Annotated in this window: 14 protein-coding genes; 1 reads left to right on the forward strand and 13 read right to left on the reverse strand. The window is 59.3% G+C overall.

Annotated elements, in window-relative coordinates:
• The first annotated feature begins 37 nt into the window (after positions 1-37).
• A complete protein-coding gene (locus tag NSJP_RS01600; protein ID WP_155969763.1) occupies positions 38-1,570 on the forward strand; it encodes a caspase family protein in 1,533 nt (510 codons plus the stop codon).
• A 28-nt stretch (positions 1,571-1,598) separates the two neighbouring features.
• On the opposite strand, the gene NSJP_RS01605 is transcribed toward NSJP_RS01600, so the two are convergent.
• From NSJP_RS01605 to NSJP_RS01665, 13 genes are all read right to left on the reverse strand, one after another.
• The gene (locus tag NSJP_RS01605) at positions 1,599-2,681 is read right to left on the reverse strand and encodes a hypothetical protein (RefSeq protein ID WP_155969765.1); all 1,083 of its coding nucleotides are present in this window, start codon (positions 2,679-2,681) and stop codon (positions 1,599-1,601) included.
• A gap of 647 nt (positions 2,682-3,328) precedes the next feature.
• On the reverse strand, positions 3,329-3,628 hold the full coding sequence (locus NSJP_RS01610; RefSeq protein ID WP_155969767.1) for a hypothetical protein: 300 nt from the start codon (positions 3,626-3,628) through the stop codon (positions 3,329-3,331).
• Positions 3,629-3,651: 23 nt separating this feature from the next.
• Complete coding sequence (locus NSJP_RS01615) at positions 3,652-4,410, reverse strand: YkgJ family cysteine cluster protein (protein ID WP_080885198.1); 759 nt, start codon at positions 4,408-4,410, stop codon at positions 3,652-3,654.
• A gap of 75 nt (positions 4,411-4,485) precedes the next feature.
• Positions 4,486-5,796 carry a hypothetical protein gene (locus NSJP_RS01620; RefSeq protein WP_155969769.1) on the reverse strand — a complete coding sequence of 437 codons (1,311 nt, stop codon included), beginning with the start codon at positions 5,794-5,796 and terminating at the stop codon, positions 4,486-4,488.
• Positions 5,793-6,584 carry a hypothetical protein gene (locus NSJP_RS01625; RefSeq protein ID WP_155969771.1) on the reverse strand — a complete coding sequence of 264 codons (792 nt, stop codon included), beginning with the start codon at positions 6,582-6,584 and terminating at the stop codon, positions 5,793-5,795. Before NSJP_RS01625 ends, NSJP_RS01620 begins: the two co-directional genes overlap by 4 nt.
• Before the next feature lie 59 nt (positions 6,585-6,643).
• Entirely contained in the window at positions 6,644-8,245 is a 1,602-nt protein-coding gene (locus NSJP_RS01630; protein ID WP_155969773.1) for a hypothetical protein, read from the reverse strand.
• A gap of 75 nt (positions 8,246-8,320) precedes the next feature.
• Positions 8,321-10,354: a hypothetical protein gene (locus tag NSJP_RS01635; RefSeq protein ID WP_080885202.1), complete on the reverse strand. Its 2,034-nt coding sequence runs from the start codon at positions 10,352-10,354 to the stop codon at positions 8,321-8,323.
• Between the two features lie 34 nt (positions 10,355-10,388).
• Complete coding sequence (locus NSJP_RS01640) at positions 10,389-11,945, reverse strand: hypothetical protein (protein WP_080885203.1); 1,557 nt, start codon at positions 11,943-11,945, stop codon at positions 10,389-10,391.
• 126 nt (positions 11,946-12,071) lie between these two features.
• Positions 12,072-13,034, reverse strand: coding sequence for a hypothetical protein (locus NSJP_RS01645; RefSeq protein WP_080885204.1), 963 nt, complete (start codon positions 13,032-13,034; stop codon positions 12,072-12,074).
• 172 nt (positions 13,035-13,206) lie between these two features.
• Positions 13,207-13,632, reverse strand: coding sequence for a hypothetical protein (locus NSJP_RS01650; protein ID WP_080885205.1), 426 nt, complete (start codon positions 13,630-13,632; stop codon positions 13,207-13,209).
• Between the two features lie 55 nt (positions 13,633-13,687).
• Positions 13,688-14,413 (reverse strand): DUF4412 domain-containing protein, encoded by a 726-nt coding sequence (locus tag NSJP_RS01655; protein WP_080885206.1) that lies wholly within the window; start codon positions 14,411-14,413, stop codon positions 13,688-13,690.
• A gap of 54 nt (positions 14,414-14,467) precedes the next feature.
• On the reverse strand, positions 14,468-18,436 hold the full coding sequence (locus NSJP_RS01660; RefSeq protein ID WP_172834087.1) for a WD40 domain-containing protein: 3,969 nt from the start codon (positions 18,434-18,436) through the stop codon (positions 14,468-14,470).
• A 392-nt stretch (positions 18,437-18,828) separates the two neighbouring features.
• Positions 18,829-19,683: a small metal-binding protein SmbP gene (locus NSJP_RS01665; RefSeq protein WP_080885208.1), complete on the reverse strand. Its 855-nt coding sequence runs from the start codon at positions 19,681-19,683 to the stop codon at positions 18,829-18,831.
• Positions 19,684-19,869 lie beyond the last annotated feature (186 nt).

The raw sequence follows: 19,869 nt of genomic DNA on the forward strand, positions 1-19,869 counted from the left end.
ATTGTATTTCACGGACGCTGCGGAGGAAGAATCCGGCATGAAACCGTCTGGGATGCGAAGACACTGGGCCGTCGTTGCCTTTCTGATCCTGACAATGGGCCTGCAATCCTGCGCGCCGACCAAGCTTCCGTTGAACACATCGGTTCCCGCCATGAAGGTGAGAAAATTCCCGGTCAGCGCGGCGGTGGTGATCCCGGAGACCGTGCGAAACGGCGTGTCCACGTATGACGTGTCGTGCGCCGGCAACTACGAGATTCCCATCGGAGCGGAATTGGAAGCAGGAATCGGGGAGACGTTATCCCCCATCTTTGACACTGTCGATGTGGTCACCGATAAGGGACTGGCGGTCGGACACTATGACGTCGTCGTCGAACCCAAGCCGCTGCAGCTCACAACGGACGGACATTGTTTATCCAGGAGATTCCTGTATCTTCTCGGCCCTTTCTACATCTTCACCAACCCGACCGACAGTTTTGATGCAACCGCGGAAGTGCCGGTGACCGTGATGGACCGGCAAGGTCAAACGATTCTCACGGACACGTTCAAGTCAAAGACCCATAACAAGGACGCCTTGTTCCAAACGGCAGCCGACAAAGACAGCGCCGTGAGGATTGTGTTGCGAGAAGCCGTGATCGACGCGCTGCAACAGTTGAGCCGGGGACTCGCCAACTCGCCGCAAATGGTCTCGTATGCCCGAACCGCTCCCAAGAGGCCGGCTGACCGTGCGCAGGCCTCGGTGGTTCGAACGGAACGATCCAGCGACGTCGATATCCTTCCTCAAGTGGCGGTCAAACCCCAAAAGACGCGCTTCGCCGTCATCATCGGCATCGAGCAATATCGCCAGAACCTGCCGCCGGTGGAGTTCGCCTCACACGATGCGTACATCATGAGAGAATATCTCACGAAAACGCTGGGCTACCCGGACGAAAACGTCGTGCTGGTCGTCAACGAGCGCGCGGCGAAAAGCGACTTGGAAAAGTATATTGAACGCTGGCTTCCCAATCGGGTCGACAAGGACAGCAGCGTGTTGATCTACTACTCCGGTCATGGAGCCCCGAACCCCACCACGCAAGAAGGATTTCTCGTCCCTTACGACGGGGATCCCACGTTTCTCGAAATTACCGGGTATCCGTTGAAGCGGCTGTATGAACAATTGGCCAAGCTCCCTGCTCGTGAGATCTTGGTCGTGCTCGATTCCTGCTTTTCGGGTTCAGGCGGGCGATCGGTTATTGCGAAGGGAGCCAGGCCGCTTGTGGTCAGCATGGAGAATCCGGTCTTGACCGGCGACAGGGTCGTGGTGCTCACGGCCAGTTCCGCCTCGCAGATCTCCAGCACCTACGATCAAAAAAGCCACGGATTGTTCACGTATTTTTTCCTCAAGGGGCTCCAAGGCGCGGCTGATACGAATAAGGACGGTACGATCGATCTGTCGGAGCTCTATGCGTATGTGAAACCCGAAGTCGAGCGGGTCGCGAGGCGAGAATATAATAACGATCAGGTTCCGCAGTTGATCGGCAGCCCGGAAATCCTCAAGAGAGGCGTGCAGCTACTGGACCGTGGCGGTCCGTAGCATGAACTAGTCTGAGAACCGCTCTGTTCTACGGCACGACGAGACCGTCGGCGACTCCTTTGGGCCCTCTGATAGAGACAAGGAAAATGTAGTTGGCGAATGACTCCGTGTCTCCAAAACAGCCATCAACCCAGAATCTCACGTTAAAATAGGGCCAGTTGGTTCCGAGCTTCTTCTCTTGAAAATATGCTCCTCCTCTCTTGAAAAAGGTAGGAGTGAGAAACACCTCATCGAGAACCCAGTCATTCGCCAACCTCGCGTTTGTGAAAAATTCATCGTTCCCCTTATAACCGATGAAGGGATTGGGGTTCCCGTGCCCTATTTGCTGATGGCCGAGATTGCTATTTCCGCCGACAATCTTGAAATCTTTTCCCGGCTGCCCGATGCGCCTGTCTGCGGTATAGATAATTGTCCTGAAATCCACGGTCGGTTCAAAGTGAAACGGCGTGAGGGAAGATTTTCCTTTGTCCGGATTTCTTACCACGTACACGAAGCCGTTGTAGGCTCGCAAACCATCCTCCTGTGGCACATGCACCAGTATTTGATTGTCGTACCACCAAACTTGACCTGTATAGGTGACGTCTTTGTTTGGACCAAGGATGAAATGGACCTCTCCTTGATTAGTACCAAATCCGCTGCCGTTGACGATCACCTGATCTCCAGGTTGACCAAGTCCACCCACGCTCAATGAGGTGATGGTGGGATTCTGCATCACCTGCTGAGGCGGAGGGCCTGATCCTGCCGCTCCCAGAGCCTGCTGCGAACTCACGGGCTCTTCCATTGCGGCCATGGTCGGAGGCCGAACCCCGCCGGGAGCTTGCATAAGCGGCGCACCTGGTTGTTTCAGCGCGCGCGTGCCGATTTCGTCGGTCGGCTCAGCAGGAATGTCGGGACTGTCGCCTTCAACTCCCCGAGGCCGGATCTGTCCACCTTGGCGACTCTGCAGTTGATTGAGCACAGGTTGAATCTGCGCAATCAAGGCGGCCCGACGACCCGCCTGCTGCTGGAGGAACTGGGATTTGTGTTGTTGGAATGCCTGCTCGAATTGAGCGGACCCCTGCGCTGCCATCTGTTGCTCTTGTGCTTGCTGCTGCGCAGCTTGCTGTTGCACGGCCCGTTGCTGAGCGGTCATCGCTGACTGGACTTGTGATGGATTCGGTAACGGATACTGCACGTTCACCGTCCCTGCAGCCCGGCCTCCCTGCTGTGGCGGCATGGGCTGAGCCAAGCGAATCTGCACCATCCAGAGAACACTACGCTGCACATCCTGCGGCGTGACGTTGTAGCTCATTCGCACATTGCCGGTGGCCTGCTGCGTGATCGGCTGGCCGCCGGGAGATTGCAATGTCACAAGGACCGGGGCTCCTTGACCCTGTACATCTATGACGATTGGCCCCGGCTGAGTCACTGCGAAGCCGAAGGAGTCCGATTCGGGTCCCTGCACCTGAAAATTCTGAGGGAATGTGGGTATCTGCACATTCGATTGTCCGGCCCCTCCCGGTTGCACTGGAACTCCCGGCTTCACCGGCTGCTGCATCTGACCGACTCCCCGGCTCTCGACGCCGCCCTCGCTCGTCGGCGAGGCATTTTCGGTCGATGAACAGGCTGTCAGCATACCGACCAGGACGAACAGTCCGCAGTTCCAACCTGTTCTCCTCAGCCCCCGACCGCATGAACGTTGCATCAGGTTTCTCCTCTCATTGGAACGCTCCTCACATCACCCCTCTCGATCCATTCCTGCAGCGCCGCCCTCTTGCGTCATCGCGTCGGAGGAATAGGCTTCATGCCCGGCGCCACCATGTCCTTCTGTTGGACAGATGGATGTTTCTGTTGAGTCGCGTCCATCCGTTTCTGCGCAGGATCGAACTTTTGCTGCGTGGCATCCGGTTTCATCCGGTCTCCGGACTGGCGCATGCCTTCCGGCGGCATCGGCGACGGGGACGACGAGGCCAACACTGTCGGTACGTCGACACCGACCGATGCACCCAACAGGGCGAGTGCCGCCGCCATTGCCAGCCTATTCGCACGTCCAGCATCGTTGTCGTTGGATTGTCCCACGGGCATCCCTCCTTGATGGATGGTTATAGTTTGTCCAGCCGCTCCGTCACGGCCCTGATATGGAGAGGCATCCTCTCCGTTACGTCGTCGGGCACGGTCATTCCTCGTTCAAGGCAATACTGCGTCAGGACGGAATCCATGTCCGTCCAATCCCGCAGGATCGCGTCATGCCGTTGATCGACGCCTTCGGTCGCCTGCTTCACCTCGGCCAGCAGGTCGTGGTCATTCGCCGCCACGCTGTGCAGTTTGACGGCCATGCTCCCGACCAACTCGACGTAACGATCGACGGCCTCGATGAACGGCTGCGCGCCTTGCGTCGTCAGGAAATCTTGAACCGTTCCTCCACGACCGTACTCTCCCTCGGTCCGTGGATGGGGCGTGAGTTCATGGAACGTTTCTTCGCCTTCGGCCGTTACGCGGCGCCCCAACGGATAGAGCCGGCAGACCAATGGGCGATCCTCATGCACGCCGCACCCCTGCCTGCTCAAGAATACACAGGCGCCCTCTTCAACGCGCCGGAGAGATGTTCCGTTGGACTCCGTATAGCGCGAGAGAAATTCCGTCGTCGTGATCCCGCGATTCATGGCAAGCCGGTCCACTTCATACGGATTGAGACGAATGACCTTGTCGTGGCAACACCGGCTGCATGCGTGACAGGCATACGAAAAGGCGCTGTCGCGCCGATAGACGGAATTCACCGGCCTGACGACGACACCATCCTTCATGGCATCCACGGCTTTCTCATCCTGCCCTTTCACGGTCGGTCGCTTCGTCTGCCACAAGCGTTCAACGCTGCCTCGTTCGAACTGCGTGTATCATGACGGTCCGTCCGTTTCGCACGACCGGGCAGGTCCGCACTAGTACGGATTGGGCTCGATCGGATATCCGTTAAGGATCGCCCCCTTCATGGGCTGCTCGCGATCCGTGGCGACAAAGCCCACACGGTTGACACGCCCGTCGTCGTACTCGAGCACGAGCGTCCAGTGCTCGAACCTGTAGTGCCCTTGTCCCGGCAGCACGCGCGCCTCATGCGCTTCCTTGCTTTCACCTTCCCGGTCGGGCGACACAATCCACATCAGTTTGTCGTCATGAAATGTCCCGTCTCTTGAGAATGACAATCCCTTCAAGGTTCCGAGGCCGCTGGCATTGCCTGGCGCGGGCCAATGGTCCTTGCGTCGCACCTCGCTGTCGAGCCGCACGCCGTCAAGGCTGGGTCGAGGAATAAACCGTTCGCCTGTCCGCTCCTTTCCTCCTTCAATGTAGCGATGTTCAAGGACGCCGTCTTGCAGCACGGCATACAGGCGTTCTTCCTTTCCCCTGGTAACGATCACTTGCTTATCGCGTGCCGTATAGGCACCCCATCGCTCGGGCCAACGTGCCCGATAGGCAGTTCGATCAAAACCCAGAAGTCCCTCGCCCGGCATGCCCCATAGGGCTGTGCCATCGGCAAACAGAATCAGCTCCGACACCACCGGTTTGTTCGCCAGGCCGGTCGTCCCATAGCGCAGTTCATGCGTCGTCGCCGTCCACACACCGGTAAGGCGGCCGGGGCCGGATGTACCGAGCGGACTCGGTCGGCCGAACACCGGCGCCTTCTCTCGCATCCGGGCTGCTTGAGTCTTGGCCGGCTCTCTCGGACGCACCGAATTGAGCACGGCATCGATGCTCTTCTGATGTCGTTCGAGCGCGCTCGGCGTTCCAACCGTCAGAAATCCCTCCGCTCGGCCGGCAAGTTCCACGACGCTGAGCAGGAGAAGGTACGGCGTCCCTGCCTCCTGAATGATTGCGGAATCAACCGTCCACTGGCGTCCCAAGTCGTCCTTGTCTTGTTGGGTGGGATTCGCCTGCAGGACCTGACGGCTACTCAGGGCGGAAGCCCACAGCTGCCGATGAGCATCGGCGCGCGTCAGTGTCTCGCCGAGCTGCAGGCCGGTTCCAACCGGTGCGATACCCAATTCATTGGCTCCTCCCGACGGGTAGAGCATCCACCGTTCCCCATCGACTTGCGACGACCAGCCGGCAGGCACTTGAAGGCTGTAACGAGGCAAGTCCAATTGTTCTTGCGCGGCAACGAGTGTTGTTGCACAGCCAAACAGGAAAAGTACCGTGGCTATCATGGCCACGGTAATGGCTCGTACATTCAACAGACGCACCATGCTAGACATCATAGGTCCACTTCTCTAGGCGCGAAAATTCGCTCCTCGGCATCACCGCTCTCGATGGTCCTAGATTTGACTTGTCCTTGGAGGCGAGCGCGCGCAGCCTGCATCTGAGGCAGGGATTGCAGCCCGGCTGCAATGGCTGCACGGCGAGCCGTCTGCTCTTGTTTAAACTTTGCCAATTCTGCTTGGAATGATGCATCCGTCGCGGCCTTTGCCCGAGCAGCTGATTGCGGATCTAGCGGAGGGTGCGGGGTATTCTGTGCCTGTATCTGCGAGCGCAGGGTGTTCATGTCCGCTGGTGGGCTTTGGACGGCGATTGTGCCGGCAGCTTGTGCCGACGGTCCTCCAGGCTGAGCGAGCGCGATCCCTACCTTCCAAATGGCACTGCGTTGGACATCTGCCGGCGTGACCTGATGGGTGAGCCGAATCGAACCGCTGCCTAACTGCTGTTGAACGGATTGAGGGCCGGCGCCAACTAGCGCAACGACCACCGGCGCGCCCTGACTTTGAACGTCTACTGTCACGGGTCCTGGCTGGGTCACACCAAAGGCGACACCATGCGGTTCACGATTGTTGACATCCCACTTCTGCGGCCAGCTTGGCAGTTGAAACTTTTGTGGCGTCGGCGCGCCGGGTGCCGCAGCCATTCCGGGCTTTATCGGACGCGGCATTTGCGGCGCGCCCCGGCTTTCTACGCCGGCGGAGCTCGGACCGATGACCGGCTCGTTTCCTGTGCATCCCGCTACAAGCATCGCAGCAATGACCCACCACCCTCGATGCGATTTCGGTTTCATATTTTCTCCCAGTGAACGATATGCTTCTATCTATTTGGGTGGATCGCGACGGCCGAGGGTCATGGGGCGCTGCAGGCGGCCACTGTATGACACAGGACTCCGTCCGGCACATTTTCAGGGCCCCGGATGACAAAGAGATACGTGTAAGACATCCCGGGAATAAACGCATCGAACCACCACCGGACCTGAAGCTTCAAGGTCTGATCGGATTGGGCGACATAGGCGCCCGTCCCAAAGGGGATTCCGTAAACTGTGTTGGTGGGTTGACAAGAGCGTAGATCGTAGGGGATGACTTCCACGCAGCTGACGCGCCAGCCGTTCTGAAGTGCGGTGTTTTCGAAGAACCAATCGCGTCCGTCCTTTCCAAAGAAGATATCACCGGGAGCGAAAATGGAAGCGGCGACCCTGTTATGATGAATGTCATTACCGATTACGGATGCTTCAGTCATCGCCCCTCCCGTCGCTTGAGAATAGGTCTGGGTACTCGCAAGACGCCGGTCAAACGGCGAGACCATCGTGAGTACCCTGCTCTGTTGTCGAGGCACGAACAGAAATGGGGCCGCGTTGCTGAACTGTGGTCCTCCTGGGTCGCCCTCGACCGCGACAACCAAGCTCGCGTTGAAATGCGTGACGCCGGTAAGCTCCGGAACGGTAACCTCGATGAGCGTGTCGGTCCACGTGGGGCCGGCCGGCCCCATCACCACCCTCGCATCATGCTGCACGAGGCCTGTCGTCCCCGTCATGTAGACATGCCCCGCCGTAGTGGTGAAACCACTTCCATGGACAACGACCCTTGCGCCCGGCTGGCCGTTCGTCACGCTGAGACTGTCAATATGCGGAGGCGGTGGAGGTGTAAATTCGGGTCTCTGCGCGCGAGCGCCTGGCGGCAGCTTAGGCGCGATCCTCGCGGAGTCAGAAGGTGGCGGAACGGCCCTGCTTTGGACTTGGGCTTGGAAGCCCTTCTGCTTGAGGAACGTGTCGGCTTTAAGTGCCGCTTCTTTGAGGTGTTCTTGGTAGTGCCGGGCATCTTCATTCTTGTTGATCTGCAATAACGCTTGCATGTGGGTCTGGAGTTGAGCCGGGTTGAGCTGGGTCTGCTGCTGCACCTGTGCAACCCGCGCACGCACCGCCGCCTCTGCTTGCGTCTCGTTTGCCGGCGGATACTGCACTGACACTTGACCGGTCGCTTGACCTTTTGTGTTGGGAAGAAGTCCGAGATTGACCACCCACAGGACTCCTGCCTGGACATCTTGCGGCGTCACTTGATACGCCAAACGGACCTGCCCCTGACCACGTTGCACGATGGGTTGTGCGTTCGGCCCACGCAGCACAGCTTCCAACGGAGGGCCCTGCCATTGCACATCGACGACGAGCGGTCCGGGCTGCGTGACCGGGAACCCAAGCGACGCCTGCCTGCGATCTTCGATCTCAAACTTTTGCGGCCATGTCGGCAATTGGAACTTTTGCTGCGCCGGCGCACCGGGCGCCATCGACATCCCGGGTTGCCCCGGGCGCTCAAGCTTCGGCATGCCACGGCTCTCGACCTCGTCCGGCTTTTCCTCATCGGCAAATACACACGCAGGCCCGACGAGTCCCGCGACGAGACACGCGAGAAGAGCCCCGTTATACGAAACACGCCCCCATAGGCTTTGCTGATCCATGATGCCCTCCGTGGTGAGAACCCGCTTCATTGGTTGTTTGCCAGATCGATGCTCTCCGTGTCGCCGGACGCGGCTTCATGATTTCCCGATGCATCCGACCCCCACCGCACGAAGCTCAACTCCGACCTTGGTCGAATAACGTCCGGTCGCCAGATGGTCATAGGGTCCCTGTGCGTGGGGCATGGTGCCGAATCGGCAGATCGCCGCGCCGGGATTCGACTGTTTGAAGTTGTCGTAGGTTTCGAAATCGATGCGAGCGGGTTGCGCCATGTGGCAGAGCCGGCAATACTTCCCCACGAAATCACGATAGAGATCCTCGTGCCCTCGCCAGCCTGCGGGAACATAATGGGCGGCTGCCGCATTCGCCATCCCGTTCGGCGCCCGATGCATACCGTCGATCATCCGCGCGATCGGACGGCTTGGATTGTCCTTGCTGGGACTCGTTTCAGCCACCAGGAGATTGAGGTCTCGAAATGCCACTTCCTGATCCTGCCTGCGAAATCCTGGGTTTTCGGAATAGAGAAAATTATACGGGTCGAACGGCAGGAACGAGGCTCCGCGAACCGTGTGGGTCGCATCATCATAGGCGCCGCCGTGACAGGCAAGGCACATGTGGGGCACAAACTTCGGCCCTTCGCGGTCCAACGCCACATTGGGGATGAGCCGGCCGTCTTGATCGTAGACGTAGAACGTCACCTGCCGCTGGACCCTGATCGATACCACAAAAGATCCGGCTCCGTTTCCCGGCCTGTCGTCATTGATGCGCAGATACAAACGCCCCCTGGCGGCACGAACTGTAGTGGTATTGCGATCACCGATGAAGAAATAGGACGGACGAGGTTTGCACGGAGGAGATTGCCCGTATTCGTCATAGGTTTTGATGCAGTCGACGTCCGAATACGCTCCGACATCGTTTGGCTGACCAATACGTCCGACCAGACCGAATGGGGAGGCGTTACCGATGGGGAGTTTGGGGTTGTCCGGTCTCGGTCCCCACCCGGAGGGACCATTGTTGCCGGTCAGACATTCACCGCCCCAGATGGATCCTGTCGCCGAAAATTCAATCACATCTCCCGGCATGACATCGATGCCCGTATCCACGTCCTGCCGGATAGGAGGGCCATCGCTATGACTTCCAAGACAGACTTCTGGATTGGATTGAGTAAACAACCCGTCACGTTCCCGTACCACCACCGTCTTGGACGCAGGCACGGGGTGATATTCCATCGCTACGGTTGCCAATGGCTTCGACGGTGCCGGTGTTGATCCGGTCCCGGTCGAAGGGCGAACGTTTGCCGATCCGCGTGGCGCATTCAAGGCACTGCTCGATGGTTGCTGGAGCGAACCGGGTGGGATGAGACCTCCGGCGGCTTGAACCGCTTCCGTCAGCGCAGCATGAGGGTCCGGATAGGCCGGATTGGCTGCTCCGTTGAGGAATGCCGGTGGCCCATAGTTGGAAACATAACAGGCGATTCCACCGGCGTTTCGTCGGCAGTGCATATCGCGGCCGATCCGCAGGTCGATGTTATTGAAGTACGTGGCCCGGACTTCCCCCTGACCGACCGCAAAGCCGTTGCGGGCCTTGAATTGGTTCAGCGAGTCGGTGAATTGTTTGACGCATGAAAGCCATTGGTCGCTGCACTTGGCCAGCCCGAGTGTGCGAAAGAACTCGAACGATTCATCGAGCGCCCCGAGCCCGCGTCGGCTGAGCCAGCATTGTGCCCGTCCCTCGCAGGGAATCGGCATGGTAAACCGCTCCGACAACAGTTCCGGAACGACGAGGACCGGAGCAACGGCAAGCGGCGGCGGTGGGGTCGGTGCGATCGGCTTGAGCTGCGGAGCCGATTGAGGATTTGAAGGAAGCGGAGCGAACTTATCCCTGGGCGGAAGAATCGGACGATCCGGATTCGGGATGCCACGTGATTCGACGTCCCTATCTGCGGAAGTGGTTTCATCAGCATTCGGCGGGAACGCGACGTCCGCAATGCCCTGCTGATTGACGCGGGCGTCCGGCATCTCCTTCCGATCGCTCGCGGTACAGGCGATCGAGAGGCAGCCGATCAAGAGAAGAATGATGTCCGGAGGATGTCCGTGGACTCGATTCTTCATAGGTCGCGAGCCCTCCTCTCGATGCGTCTCGACGTCAAGGCACGAGAATCCCGTCCGGCGTCCCGGCCGGACCACTGATCGTCACGGCATAGGTGTATGTCATCTCTGGTATGAAGGGCTCGAGCCACCAGTGGACGGCAAATTGTGGACTTGAGGTCCCAAGACCTGCGACCACATATGCACCGGATCCTGGCGGAACCCCGTACGCCACTGTTGTTGTTGGGCCGGACGTGGGACCGCACGTCCGAGGATCGTACGGTAAGACTTCCACGCAGTCGAATTTCCAGCCGTTCTTCAGTGTCGTGTTCTCAAAGAACCAATCGTTACCTTTCTTGCCGACGAAAGGAAGAAACATGCCCCATACCGGAATGAGTGTGCCCAGCTTCGTGTGGTGAACGATATTGTCCTTCACAAATGAAATTGCACTGCCGCCGACGTCGTCGATGCGATGATCCCCGGTGACAAGGGTGATGACCCTGGCTTCCTGACGGGGGATATACTGGAAGGGGACGGAGTTGCTTCGGTATTCAGGCCCCGGTGACGAAGGATCCACTCCAATCGATACGAAGAAGTTCGCCATGAAGGGAAGGACTCCGGCGATCTCCGGCACCGTGACCGCAATGAAGCCATCGGACCATATGGGCTGCGCCGGGGCTCCGACGACCTTTGCAAACAGCTCTCGTGTGGGAGCGGTCATGTGGACAAAACGGGGAACATTTCCAAATCCACTTCCCTCGATGATGACAGTACTGCCCGGCGGGCCTTGCGTCACGCTGAGCTTGTCGATATGAGGACCAGAAGGGATCGCACTCATTTGAGGTGTCTTTTTTCCTTCATACAAGACCCCGGGTTGACCGAATCCTCTGCTCTGGATCTTTCCTCCTGACTGCGCTTGCTTGAGAAATGCGTCGAGTTGAACTCCTGTCACTCTAATGACGTCTTGGTACTGGCGGTCCAGCTCGCTTTGACGAGCCGCAAACAGAGCCTGCCGTCTTGCTTGAACCTGTGCGTCGTTGAGTTGGGTACGTTGCTTCGCCTCTTCAACCCTCGTGCGAACCGCCGATTCTGCCTGAGCCTCATGCACCGCGGGGTATTGAATCATCACCTGACCTGTCGCCTTGCCTTGTGTGTTGGGAGCGAGAGATATCCGCACGACCCACAAGATCCCGCGCTGCACATCTTGTGGCGTGACTTGATAACTCAGGCGAATGTTGCCTTGGCCCCGCTGGACAATCGGTTGCGTGTTCGAGCCTCGCAGAGTGATATCCAGTGGCGGCCCTTGGAACTGCACGTTGACGACGACCGGACCCGGCTGCGTGACTGCGAATCCGAACGAGGCCAGCTGCCTGTTCTCGATGTCAAATTGTTGAGGCCAAGTCGGGAATTGAAACGGTTGCTGCGCGGCTGAACCGGGCGATATGGACATTCCCGGCTGCACTGGACGCTCGATTCTCGGCATGCCTCGGCTCTCGACCTCGTCCGGCTTTTCCTCATCGGCAAATACACAGGCAGGTCCGGCGAGTCCCGTTACGAGACATGCGAGAAGAGCCCCTCCATACGAAACTCGCCCCCATACGCCTTGGTGATTCATGGTGTCCTCCTGGTGAGCACCACGTCTGATCGGTTGCGCGTCAAACCATTGACGGCACCGCAACGCCATCCGCGGTCTTGGCCGAATGATTGATCGTCACGGCATACAGATGCCTCAGCCCGCCGCTTAGGGAGCAAGCGTGAGATTCCATGTGCAGTCGACGGTTCCTCTCGGCATCATGTTCTGATACGCCGGCATCATGTTCGGAACATTTCTGTTCTGGACGGCATCGATCGGAAAGACCTTCGACTCCTTGGTCGTCAGCGTTCCGTTCGAATCCATGATCGGCATGCCCGATATCTGTCCGAAGGGTTGGTAGCCGAATGCATTGGACATTTTTTGAACCTGGACGGGCGGGGGCACAGGGCTTCCGGCGATCACATGTTGCTGTGTTTCGCGGATACCACCCGGGAACGCCGTCGGAAGCATGTTGACGATCCAATTGCCGCCGGCACTGTTGAGCGCGGTGAGTTGCGGTTCGCCCGTCATGACCGTGGGAATGCTGCTGGCTCTGCTCCCGGCAATAGTCCAGGTCCAATGATCGCTCGTCCCCACGCCGTTGTCGTCGCCTCGATCGCCTGATCCACTGGTCGCCCATTGGACCGCATAGGACCTTCTCGTCGCACTCTGTCCTGGAATCGGCATCGAAGTGACGATCCACAGTTGGACCTCGAAGTGACGATATGATCCTCTGGCACCCGGCTGCCCGACCGGCGGTCCATATTGTCCCTGGACGTCGACGACGCATCGCCCGCCGTTGGCCGGAACCGGCGGAATCGTCGGAGGCGCGGTTGGATTCGCCAATTCCCTTCGTACGTCTTTCAATTGGTTGATCCGATTTCGACAATTGATATCCGCGCTCGACAGACAGGGGTCGGAAGGCAACACGCGTCGGCTGGCGACCTCGCCTCCATCTCCAACGGAAGCGGAGCCTTCGTCCGGCGATGCGGCCGGGACTGGCGCAACGGGCGGCGTCGGCTGAGCAACCCGTTTGTCCGATGAATTGTCGGTCGTTGAACAGGCGGCAATCAGCAGTCCCAACAGTACCGTCCCGATCATCGGTTCAATTGGCCGTCCAACCTGCCGCATGGCTCTTCTCCCGATCGGATAGAGGCTGTAATCCAAATGTCCTCTGTCTGGTTTGTCGATCGTTCTTATGAAAAGGTTCAACCCTCCCTATGCCCGACAGACCGCCATCCCAGATCGTTCCTCCGTACCTTCCGGTCGTCTTCCGTTCACATGATCGAGGACGTACGCAGTGTCAGCGCCCCACTCCTGGTTGCAGGCTTCTATTCGGAGGGGCCTGCATGGGCTCTTGAGGCAACGGCCTTACCTGGTTCGGCGCATTGGGGTCCAGAACTGGTCCGCCTTCCATTGGGCCGCGTAGTTGTTTCGAAGATTGAGGTTTGACGATCGGGCAACAGGGATTCAGGCTGTCGAGGGATACTTGTTGCTTGTTGAAGTCCGCATACACCAATTGTCCCATCTTCAATGAACGAAGGAGTTTCGGATCCGTGACCTGGAAGGAGAAGACTTGCTTCGTCTTCAGGTCAGTGGCCGTAACCAGGCCGCTCTTGTCGATGCTCGTGATCGCGCCGCTCCCAAATGCTCCGTACGCGTACTGGCCAATCAACAGAACGAGTGCGACGAGCCCCGCACCGATAGGCATTCGGCATTTGAGTGACATGACGTGGCTCCTTCCTCATGACGGTTTGACGGACTCTCGAATGATACGCGTCTCTCTATTTGATCCAGACCGTTCCGGGCATCCCGGGCATTTTGTTATTGGGATCGAACTTATCGTACGTCAGGTATCGCCTGGGAACGACGAAGAGCTCTTCCGACAGCACCTCGTTTCGGATGTCGGTCACGTCCATGCGCGCTTGAGCCTTGCCATTGTTCATTCTGATCACGACCAGCGGAAAGATCTTTTGGTCTCGGAGGGCTCGCACCCATTCAGGGGAATCTCCTGCTCGGCCGAATCCGGAAGCGCGCGTATGTAACCCGATAAAGACCCCCAACCCGGTCGTTCCCCAGATCTCGGTCTCCTCTTCCTGACCCGTATGGATAAATTGGTCGGTGTGATAGCCGAGGATCGTCCGGGTTTTCCCGGTTTTCACGAGGCTCCCGACGGGTCGGACGGAGGCCAGCCGCGAGGCTTCTTCCATGTTCATCACCATGGCCAGCCTCCAGCTCAGCAGAAGCATGGACACCTTGCGCGCATCCAAGTCCATGATCACTGCCGCTCGACCATGCCTCGAGCGGTTGGTCTCCATTCGAGCCTTGTTTCCTTTGGAATAGTAGTCGAACTCCGATTCCTCCCCCCAATAATTGCTCTTGAAATGCACCACCCCTTCAAACGAGGCTGCAAACGCGGGCGAGAACGACATCGCGATGACGATACCGGACGGGATCATCATCACCATGAGCGCCGGCAGGAGCGTTCGCCGACCCGCTGTCCATTTCATCTCGAGTTCCCTCTGTTGAGTCGACCGTTTCTTCTCCACGGTTCAACCACAGTTTCAATACACCGCGAAGTCGTATTCCAGGTTCTCCCGCCTGGCGGTCGGATTCTGGCCGCCCTCCGTCAGCTTGCGCACTTGCTCGATGACATAGCCTTGCAATTCGCTCACGGTGACGGTCCGGTCCTTATTGGTGTCGGCGACCTGGTTCTTGAGCCCGTTCAACAAGGCATAGGTGAAGACGCCGTTCTTCCACTGTTCTCCTTCCAGGCTGTATTCGTTTCCGCTCGAACTGGAAATGACCGCCGCGCCGGTACCCCGCCTGAGGTCCGCAAACCAGTCCTGCTGGAACTTCACCATATCGGTGGAAAGCCGCGGCTCAGCCGGCGTGTTTGCCTGGCCATCACCCGCGTCCGCCACCAAGGTGACGCCCCTGGCCGCCTTGAACGACCGCATCTTGACCGTCCCCGAGCCGCCCGCGTCGGCTTTGGCCACAACCACCGGCTGATCCTTTTCGATTTCTCCCGAGAAACAGGTATCGAGCAGGAGCATCTTCTGCAGCGCGGGAATCCCATCGAGCAGGCGTTCAAATTCCTCATAGGGCAGTCCGTTCACGGCCGGATGTTTGGGATCGATGTCGTGCGTGCCGAAATAATAGTTCGACTGCTCATCAGTCATTCCATGCCCCGCGGCGAAGACGATCACCAGATCGTTGGCCTTGGAGCGCTTGAGCCAATCCTTTGCTTTCCGAATTTCCGGTCTGGTCGCCTTCTCATTCGTCAGATCCAACAGATGGACGTTTCCCTTCACCCCTGAACGCGCTTCGACCGACTTGTACAAGGCCAGCAGGTCGTTCGCGTCCTTGGCCGCGTAGCGCAGATTGTAGGCGCGGTTCTTGTACTCGCTGACGCCGATACCCACGAGATAGATGTCCGGGGGAGCCATCTCGGCCGTGGACGTCGTATAGAGCGTTTCCCTCAGAGACTCGGTCCCTTGCTGATTCAAGACGGAAACCTGGATCTTATTGCGTCCCGCCACGAGAGGAACCTGGATCTCCTGTTCATAGCTCCGTGCCGTCCGGTCGGCAATCATCAAGCCGGACGTGCCGTATACCGGCACGTCGTTGACGTACACCTGAAGCCGATCGAGGGCATACTTCGTGTCCATGGCTTTCACACGGAGCGGCAAGGTCGCTCGGTCGATCGAAACAGGGACCTCTCCTCCCTGGATGTGAAGTTCCGGAAGATGAAAATCGATGCCGAGCATCTGGTCATTGAGGCCCATTTTTCTGAGCCGTTTCTCATAGGCGAGCCGGTAACTCTTGACGAGATCCGGGGATGCCATGCCCAGACGCTCCAACACGATGTCGGGCCGGTTGAATCGCAAGTCGAACTGTTCGAAAGGATACAGCTGATCGTTGACACGGAAGGCGACGCCCTTGATGCGGCTCTTGGACGCTCGATAATACTGATCCGGCGTGACGGCGACGAAATCCTCATGGCCGAGCGCGATGAGCGAGGCCACCTCCTTCCCCGAACGCAGGCTCCAAAGCCGAATGGCCCCGTCGCCGCCGGCGCTCACAATGAAACGGCCGTCGGGGCTGAACACGAGGGAGCTGATTGCGCCCGTGTGTCCCACCAATTGAAGAACGTCCTGACCTGTCGCCACGTTCCACACCTTGATGATCTGGCCGTGGCCTCTCGCGGCAATCCGGCCGTCCGGGCTGAACGCCGCTCCCCTTCCTCCGATGTTCATTTCCAGGTTCTCGACGACGCTCATCGGATCGAACTGAGCGCCCCGCATCTGTCGTTTCGGCACGTGCACTTTCTTTCCCGTCACGACGTCCCAGACCGTCTTACCGCGGACGCCGTCGGTGGCGAGGAATTTCCCGTCCGGGCTGAACGCCAGGCTCGTCGCGCCGTGAGTCCCGTCTTCGAACGCCTCGAATAACTCCGAGGGATCGTCCAACGTCCTGATCTCGCCCTGCGGCATGGACATGGATCGGGAAGGCGCACCCAGGCCGAAGGGCAACAGCGACTTGAGACTGCCGGCTTCCTCGATCATCCGCTGGTACTCCTCCTCGCGTTGCCGCTGCTGCATCGCTCTGGCTTGCATGGGGCTGACATCCCGGAACTCAAGGACCAGTTTGCCGGTCTGTACATCCCAGAGACTCGTGCTTTCGGACCGTCCGATCGCGATCAGTTTGCCACCCGGATGGACGTCGAGAGCCCGGATCCATTGAGCGGACTCCTTCATCCGTTCCAGGGTCTGGCGATCGATGGAAGGTTGTTTCGGAGCCTGGGCGTCCATCATGGCGCGGGTCTTGGGATCCAGGCCTTCATACGCTGCCGATTGATTCTCCAGATGGGCGATCCCCTTGACCGATTTATTCGGCAAGATAATCCTACTGAGTTCCATCCCGTTGGAGACGTCCGCGACTATCACCTGATTGCCTCGACCAATAATAGCCGTCCGATCGTCGCGTGTAAGACGGAGATACACCGGCGTGAACTGATCCGGCGGGAGCGGCCGAGTCAGCGCTTTCAATTGCTTGCCCGTGGCAAGATCCCAGAGCCAAGCCGAACCGTTTATACAACCGGTGGCCAACAGCGTCCCGGCGCGGCTGACGGCAACGGAAGACACGGCCATCCCGTCGGGGCAGTCGAAGGTGCGGACCAGTTGCCCCGTGGGAAGATTCCAGAGCTTGGCGCTTCCGCCGTGCATGCCCGCCACGATGGATTGTCCGTCCGCCGTCAGGGCTAGGTCGGACACTTCGCTGGCGCCGCCGGCCAATCGCGTCTCCTTCCCGCTCGCCGCGTCCTGCAGATAGGGCGCGCCTCCGTTTGCTGCGCCGATCACCCACGTCGCGCCGTCGGGGCTGAAGTTCAGCGACGTGGCGTCGAATTCGCGCACTTTCTTCCCGGATGGGAACTCGAACAACGTGGCCGCGCCGTCACCCTTTCCGATCGCGAGAAGCGTTCCATCGGGGTTGAACGTGAGAGAATGGGTCATCCCCATGCCCTTCATGCCCGTTTCTCCCAAACGTATGGCCACGACGGGCTTGCCGGTTTCCAGATCCAGTACGCGAAGTGATCGTTCGACAGGCTGCTCCATGGCAAAATACCGTCCGTCGGGGCTCAGAGTCCCGCCCAGCCCATCGGATGCCGGCGCATAGGGCCACGTATGCCGTTGCGTCTTGGCCGGCACCTCCCAGACCAGCAACTCTTGCTTGACGGCCGGGATGGATGGTTCGTTGCTGAACAGGCCACCCAACCCGATCATCGACCCGAGAGACGAGCCGATGGTTCCGATCACCCCCGTGGAGGAATGGCCTGTGTCGGTCCGGACGGTGACCAGGGTCCTGCCGTCTCTGCTGAATGCGAGCGGCTGCTGCATGGCTGAATCGGGAATCGTCCATACCGTTCGGCCGGTGCCGAGATCGATGATCGACAATGACCGGTTTCCGCCGAACAACGGACTGTCGCTTGATTTCGGATCGGCCGCTTCGCCGACCGCCGCGAAGCGACCATTCGCGCTGACGGCTCCTCGGCCGTCCAAGCCGGCTCCTCCCGCGCGAACTTCCCGCCCTGACGCCACGTCAAAGACTTTGACCGCTCCGGTCATCTCATGGGTCACCACCTGGGTACTGTCTTCGCTGAACGTCACGAAGTCGGCTCCCTGACCGAACCCGCCGAAGCCTGAAAAATTCCTGACTTCCTGCCCGCTCGCCACGTCCCAGATCTTGACCGTCCCGTCCTGACTGCCGCTCGAAGCGAGATAGCGCCCGTTGGGGCTGACCGCCACCGCGTGAATCGCTCCCGCATGGCCGGTCTGAAACACTACCTGGACGCCATCGGTACTGACCGGCGCGTGCCGGACCGGCGCCTGCCCCATCATCTGACCCATCATCTTCTGCATATCGGCTTCGCTCGGAGGCTGGAAATCACCCCTGCTCGGTCCGCCTCGCCCATAGGAAGGGGCCATGGCGCAGCCGGCAAAACTGAGCAGCAGAAAAACGATCATGATCATGCGGCCGATCCGAACCGCACGTAGCGGCAACCCTGATCGGGATGTGGACCGGGATGTGACCGGCACGACCGTCTCCGGCTCACTGCCTGAACGGCTCATCCATCGGCTATTGTAGGAATCGACTTGAAGAAAAGGAGGGCTGACGAAGGCGTGATCGCAGCGCCGCATGGCACCTTCTGGGATCAGCTCAATGCTCGGTGCACCAATGTCGGCCCGAGGGTACGCCGAATGGGCTCAAACTGCAACGACCTCACGTATCGGCGTGGGAAATCCGGATGATGAGGAAATCAGAAATGCGAATCGAGGGGGAAGTGTCGAGCAGACATCATCGACCGGTTGAGACGGCGTGACCGTCTCAACCGGCGTCGTCACCGCTATCTTAGGCCCTACCTTTAAGGATATTTGGAAACCGCCAATACACGCCCCTGTGCATCGAGTTGCATCTCCACCATGTCACCATCCTGGACCTGGCGGCTCAAATCAGGCGAGAGAACCACCGGTGTGTCGCCGCGTTGGCGGTCCCGAACGACATAATACTCGCTACCGTCGGCTCTCGCAGGCGTCGACGTGCGCTTCAATTCGCCGGTCACCGTACCGGTTCTTGCAGCGACCGGATGCGCATGTGCGGCTTGCGTCAGTTTCACCCGGGCGTCGCGGAGCGCGGCGGGGGCGATATGATTCCGCTGTCCCAAAATCATCGTTTCCCGGAGGTCCATGATCCCGTCGTTCAGACTGGCATCATCGACGGCCCGCTGGGCGGCCGTTGCGTGCGACAGAGACAGGTCCGTATGGCGCAGCATGTCCGGAATATTGCCTTGGTCACCGGCCACCTCGGCCCTTCGCACATGGTCCACGGCGGAGTTGATGTGGCGATTGTAATAGGCCGGGTCTTGGACGTCAGGCGTCGTCTCGGTCGTCCGGCTGTCTCGGGTCGGACATAATGGATCGTCGTAAATCCGATTTCCTTGTGCGTCGAGGTGCGTCGCACAGACGGTCGCGGCTGTCTGCATGCCGGTCGCGGCCCTCGGAACAATGCGGTCGGGAGGCATCGGCCGCTCTGCGACGCCGGATGTCCGCTCCGTCGGTACGACAGGGCGCTCCACCACCACTTGCTGTTCGACCGGCGTCGGGGAAGCCGTCCGTGTGTGACTGGGCGAGGCACAGGCGGCGAGGCCGACGGCCAAGCCTAACGTGAGAATCGCGCCACCGACGGGCGTCGGCCCGGTAATGCCGTTGCCATGTGCCATAGAACCTCCAGATAGGCCAATTAGGGTTTGGTAATGATAGAAATCGTCCTCGGGCTTTCCGATCAGTGCTTACGCCCGCTTGATTCTTTTAGCGTAGAGAGCCATGCAAGAGTGTGCCACTGGGAACGCCCCTTGGAGAGGACAAGAAATCGCCGGGGATTGATGGAGTCGGAACGCTGAATGGCG

This window comes from Nitrospira japonica, assembly GCF_900169565.1.
Lineage (GTDB): Bacteria > Nitrospirota > Nitrospiria > Nitrospirales > Nitrospiraceae > Nitrospira_C > Nitrospira_C japonica_A.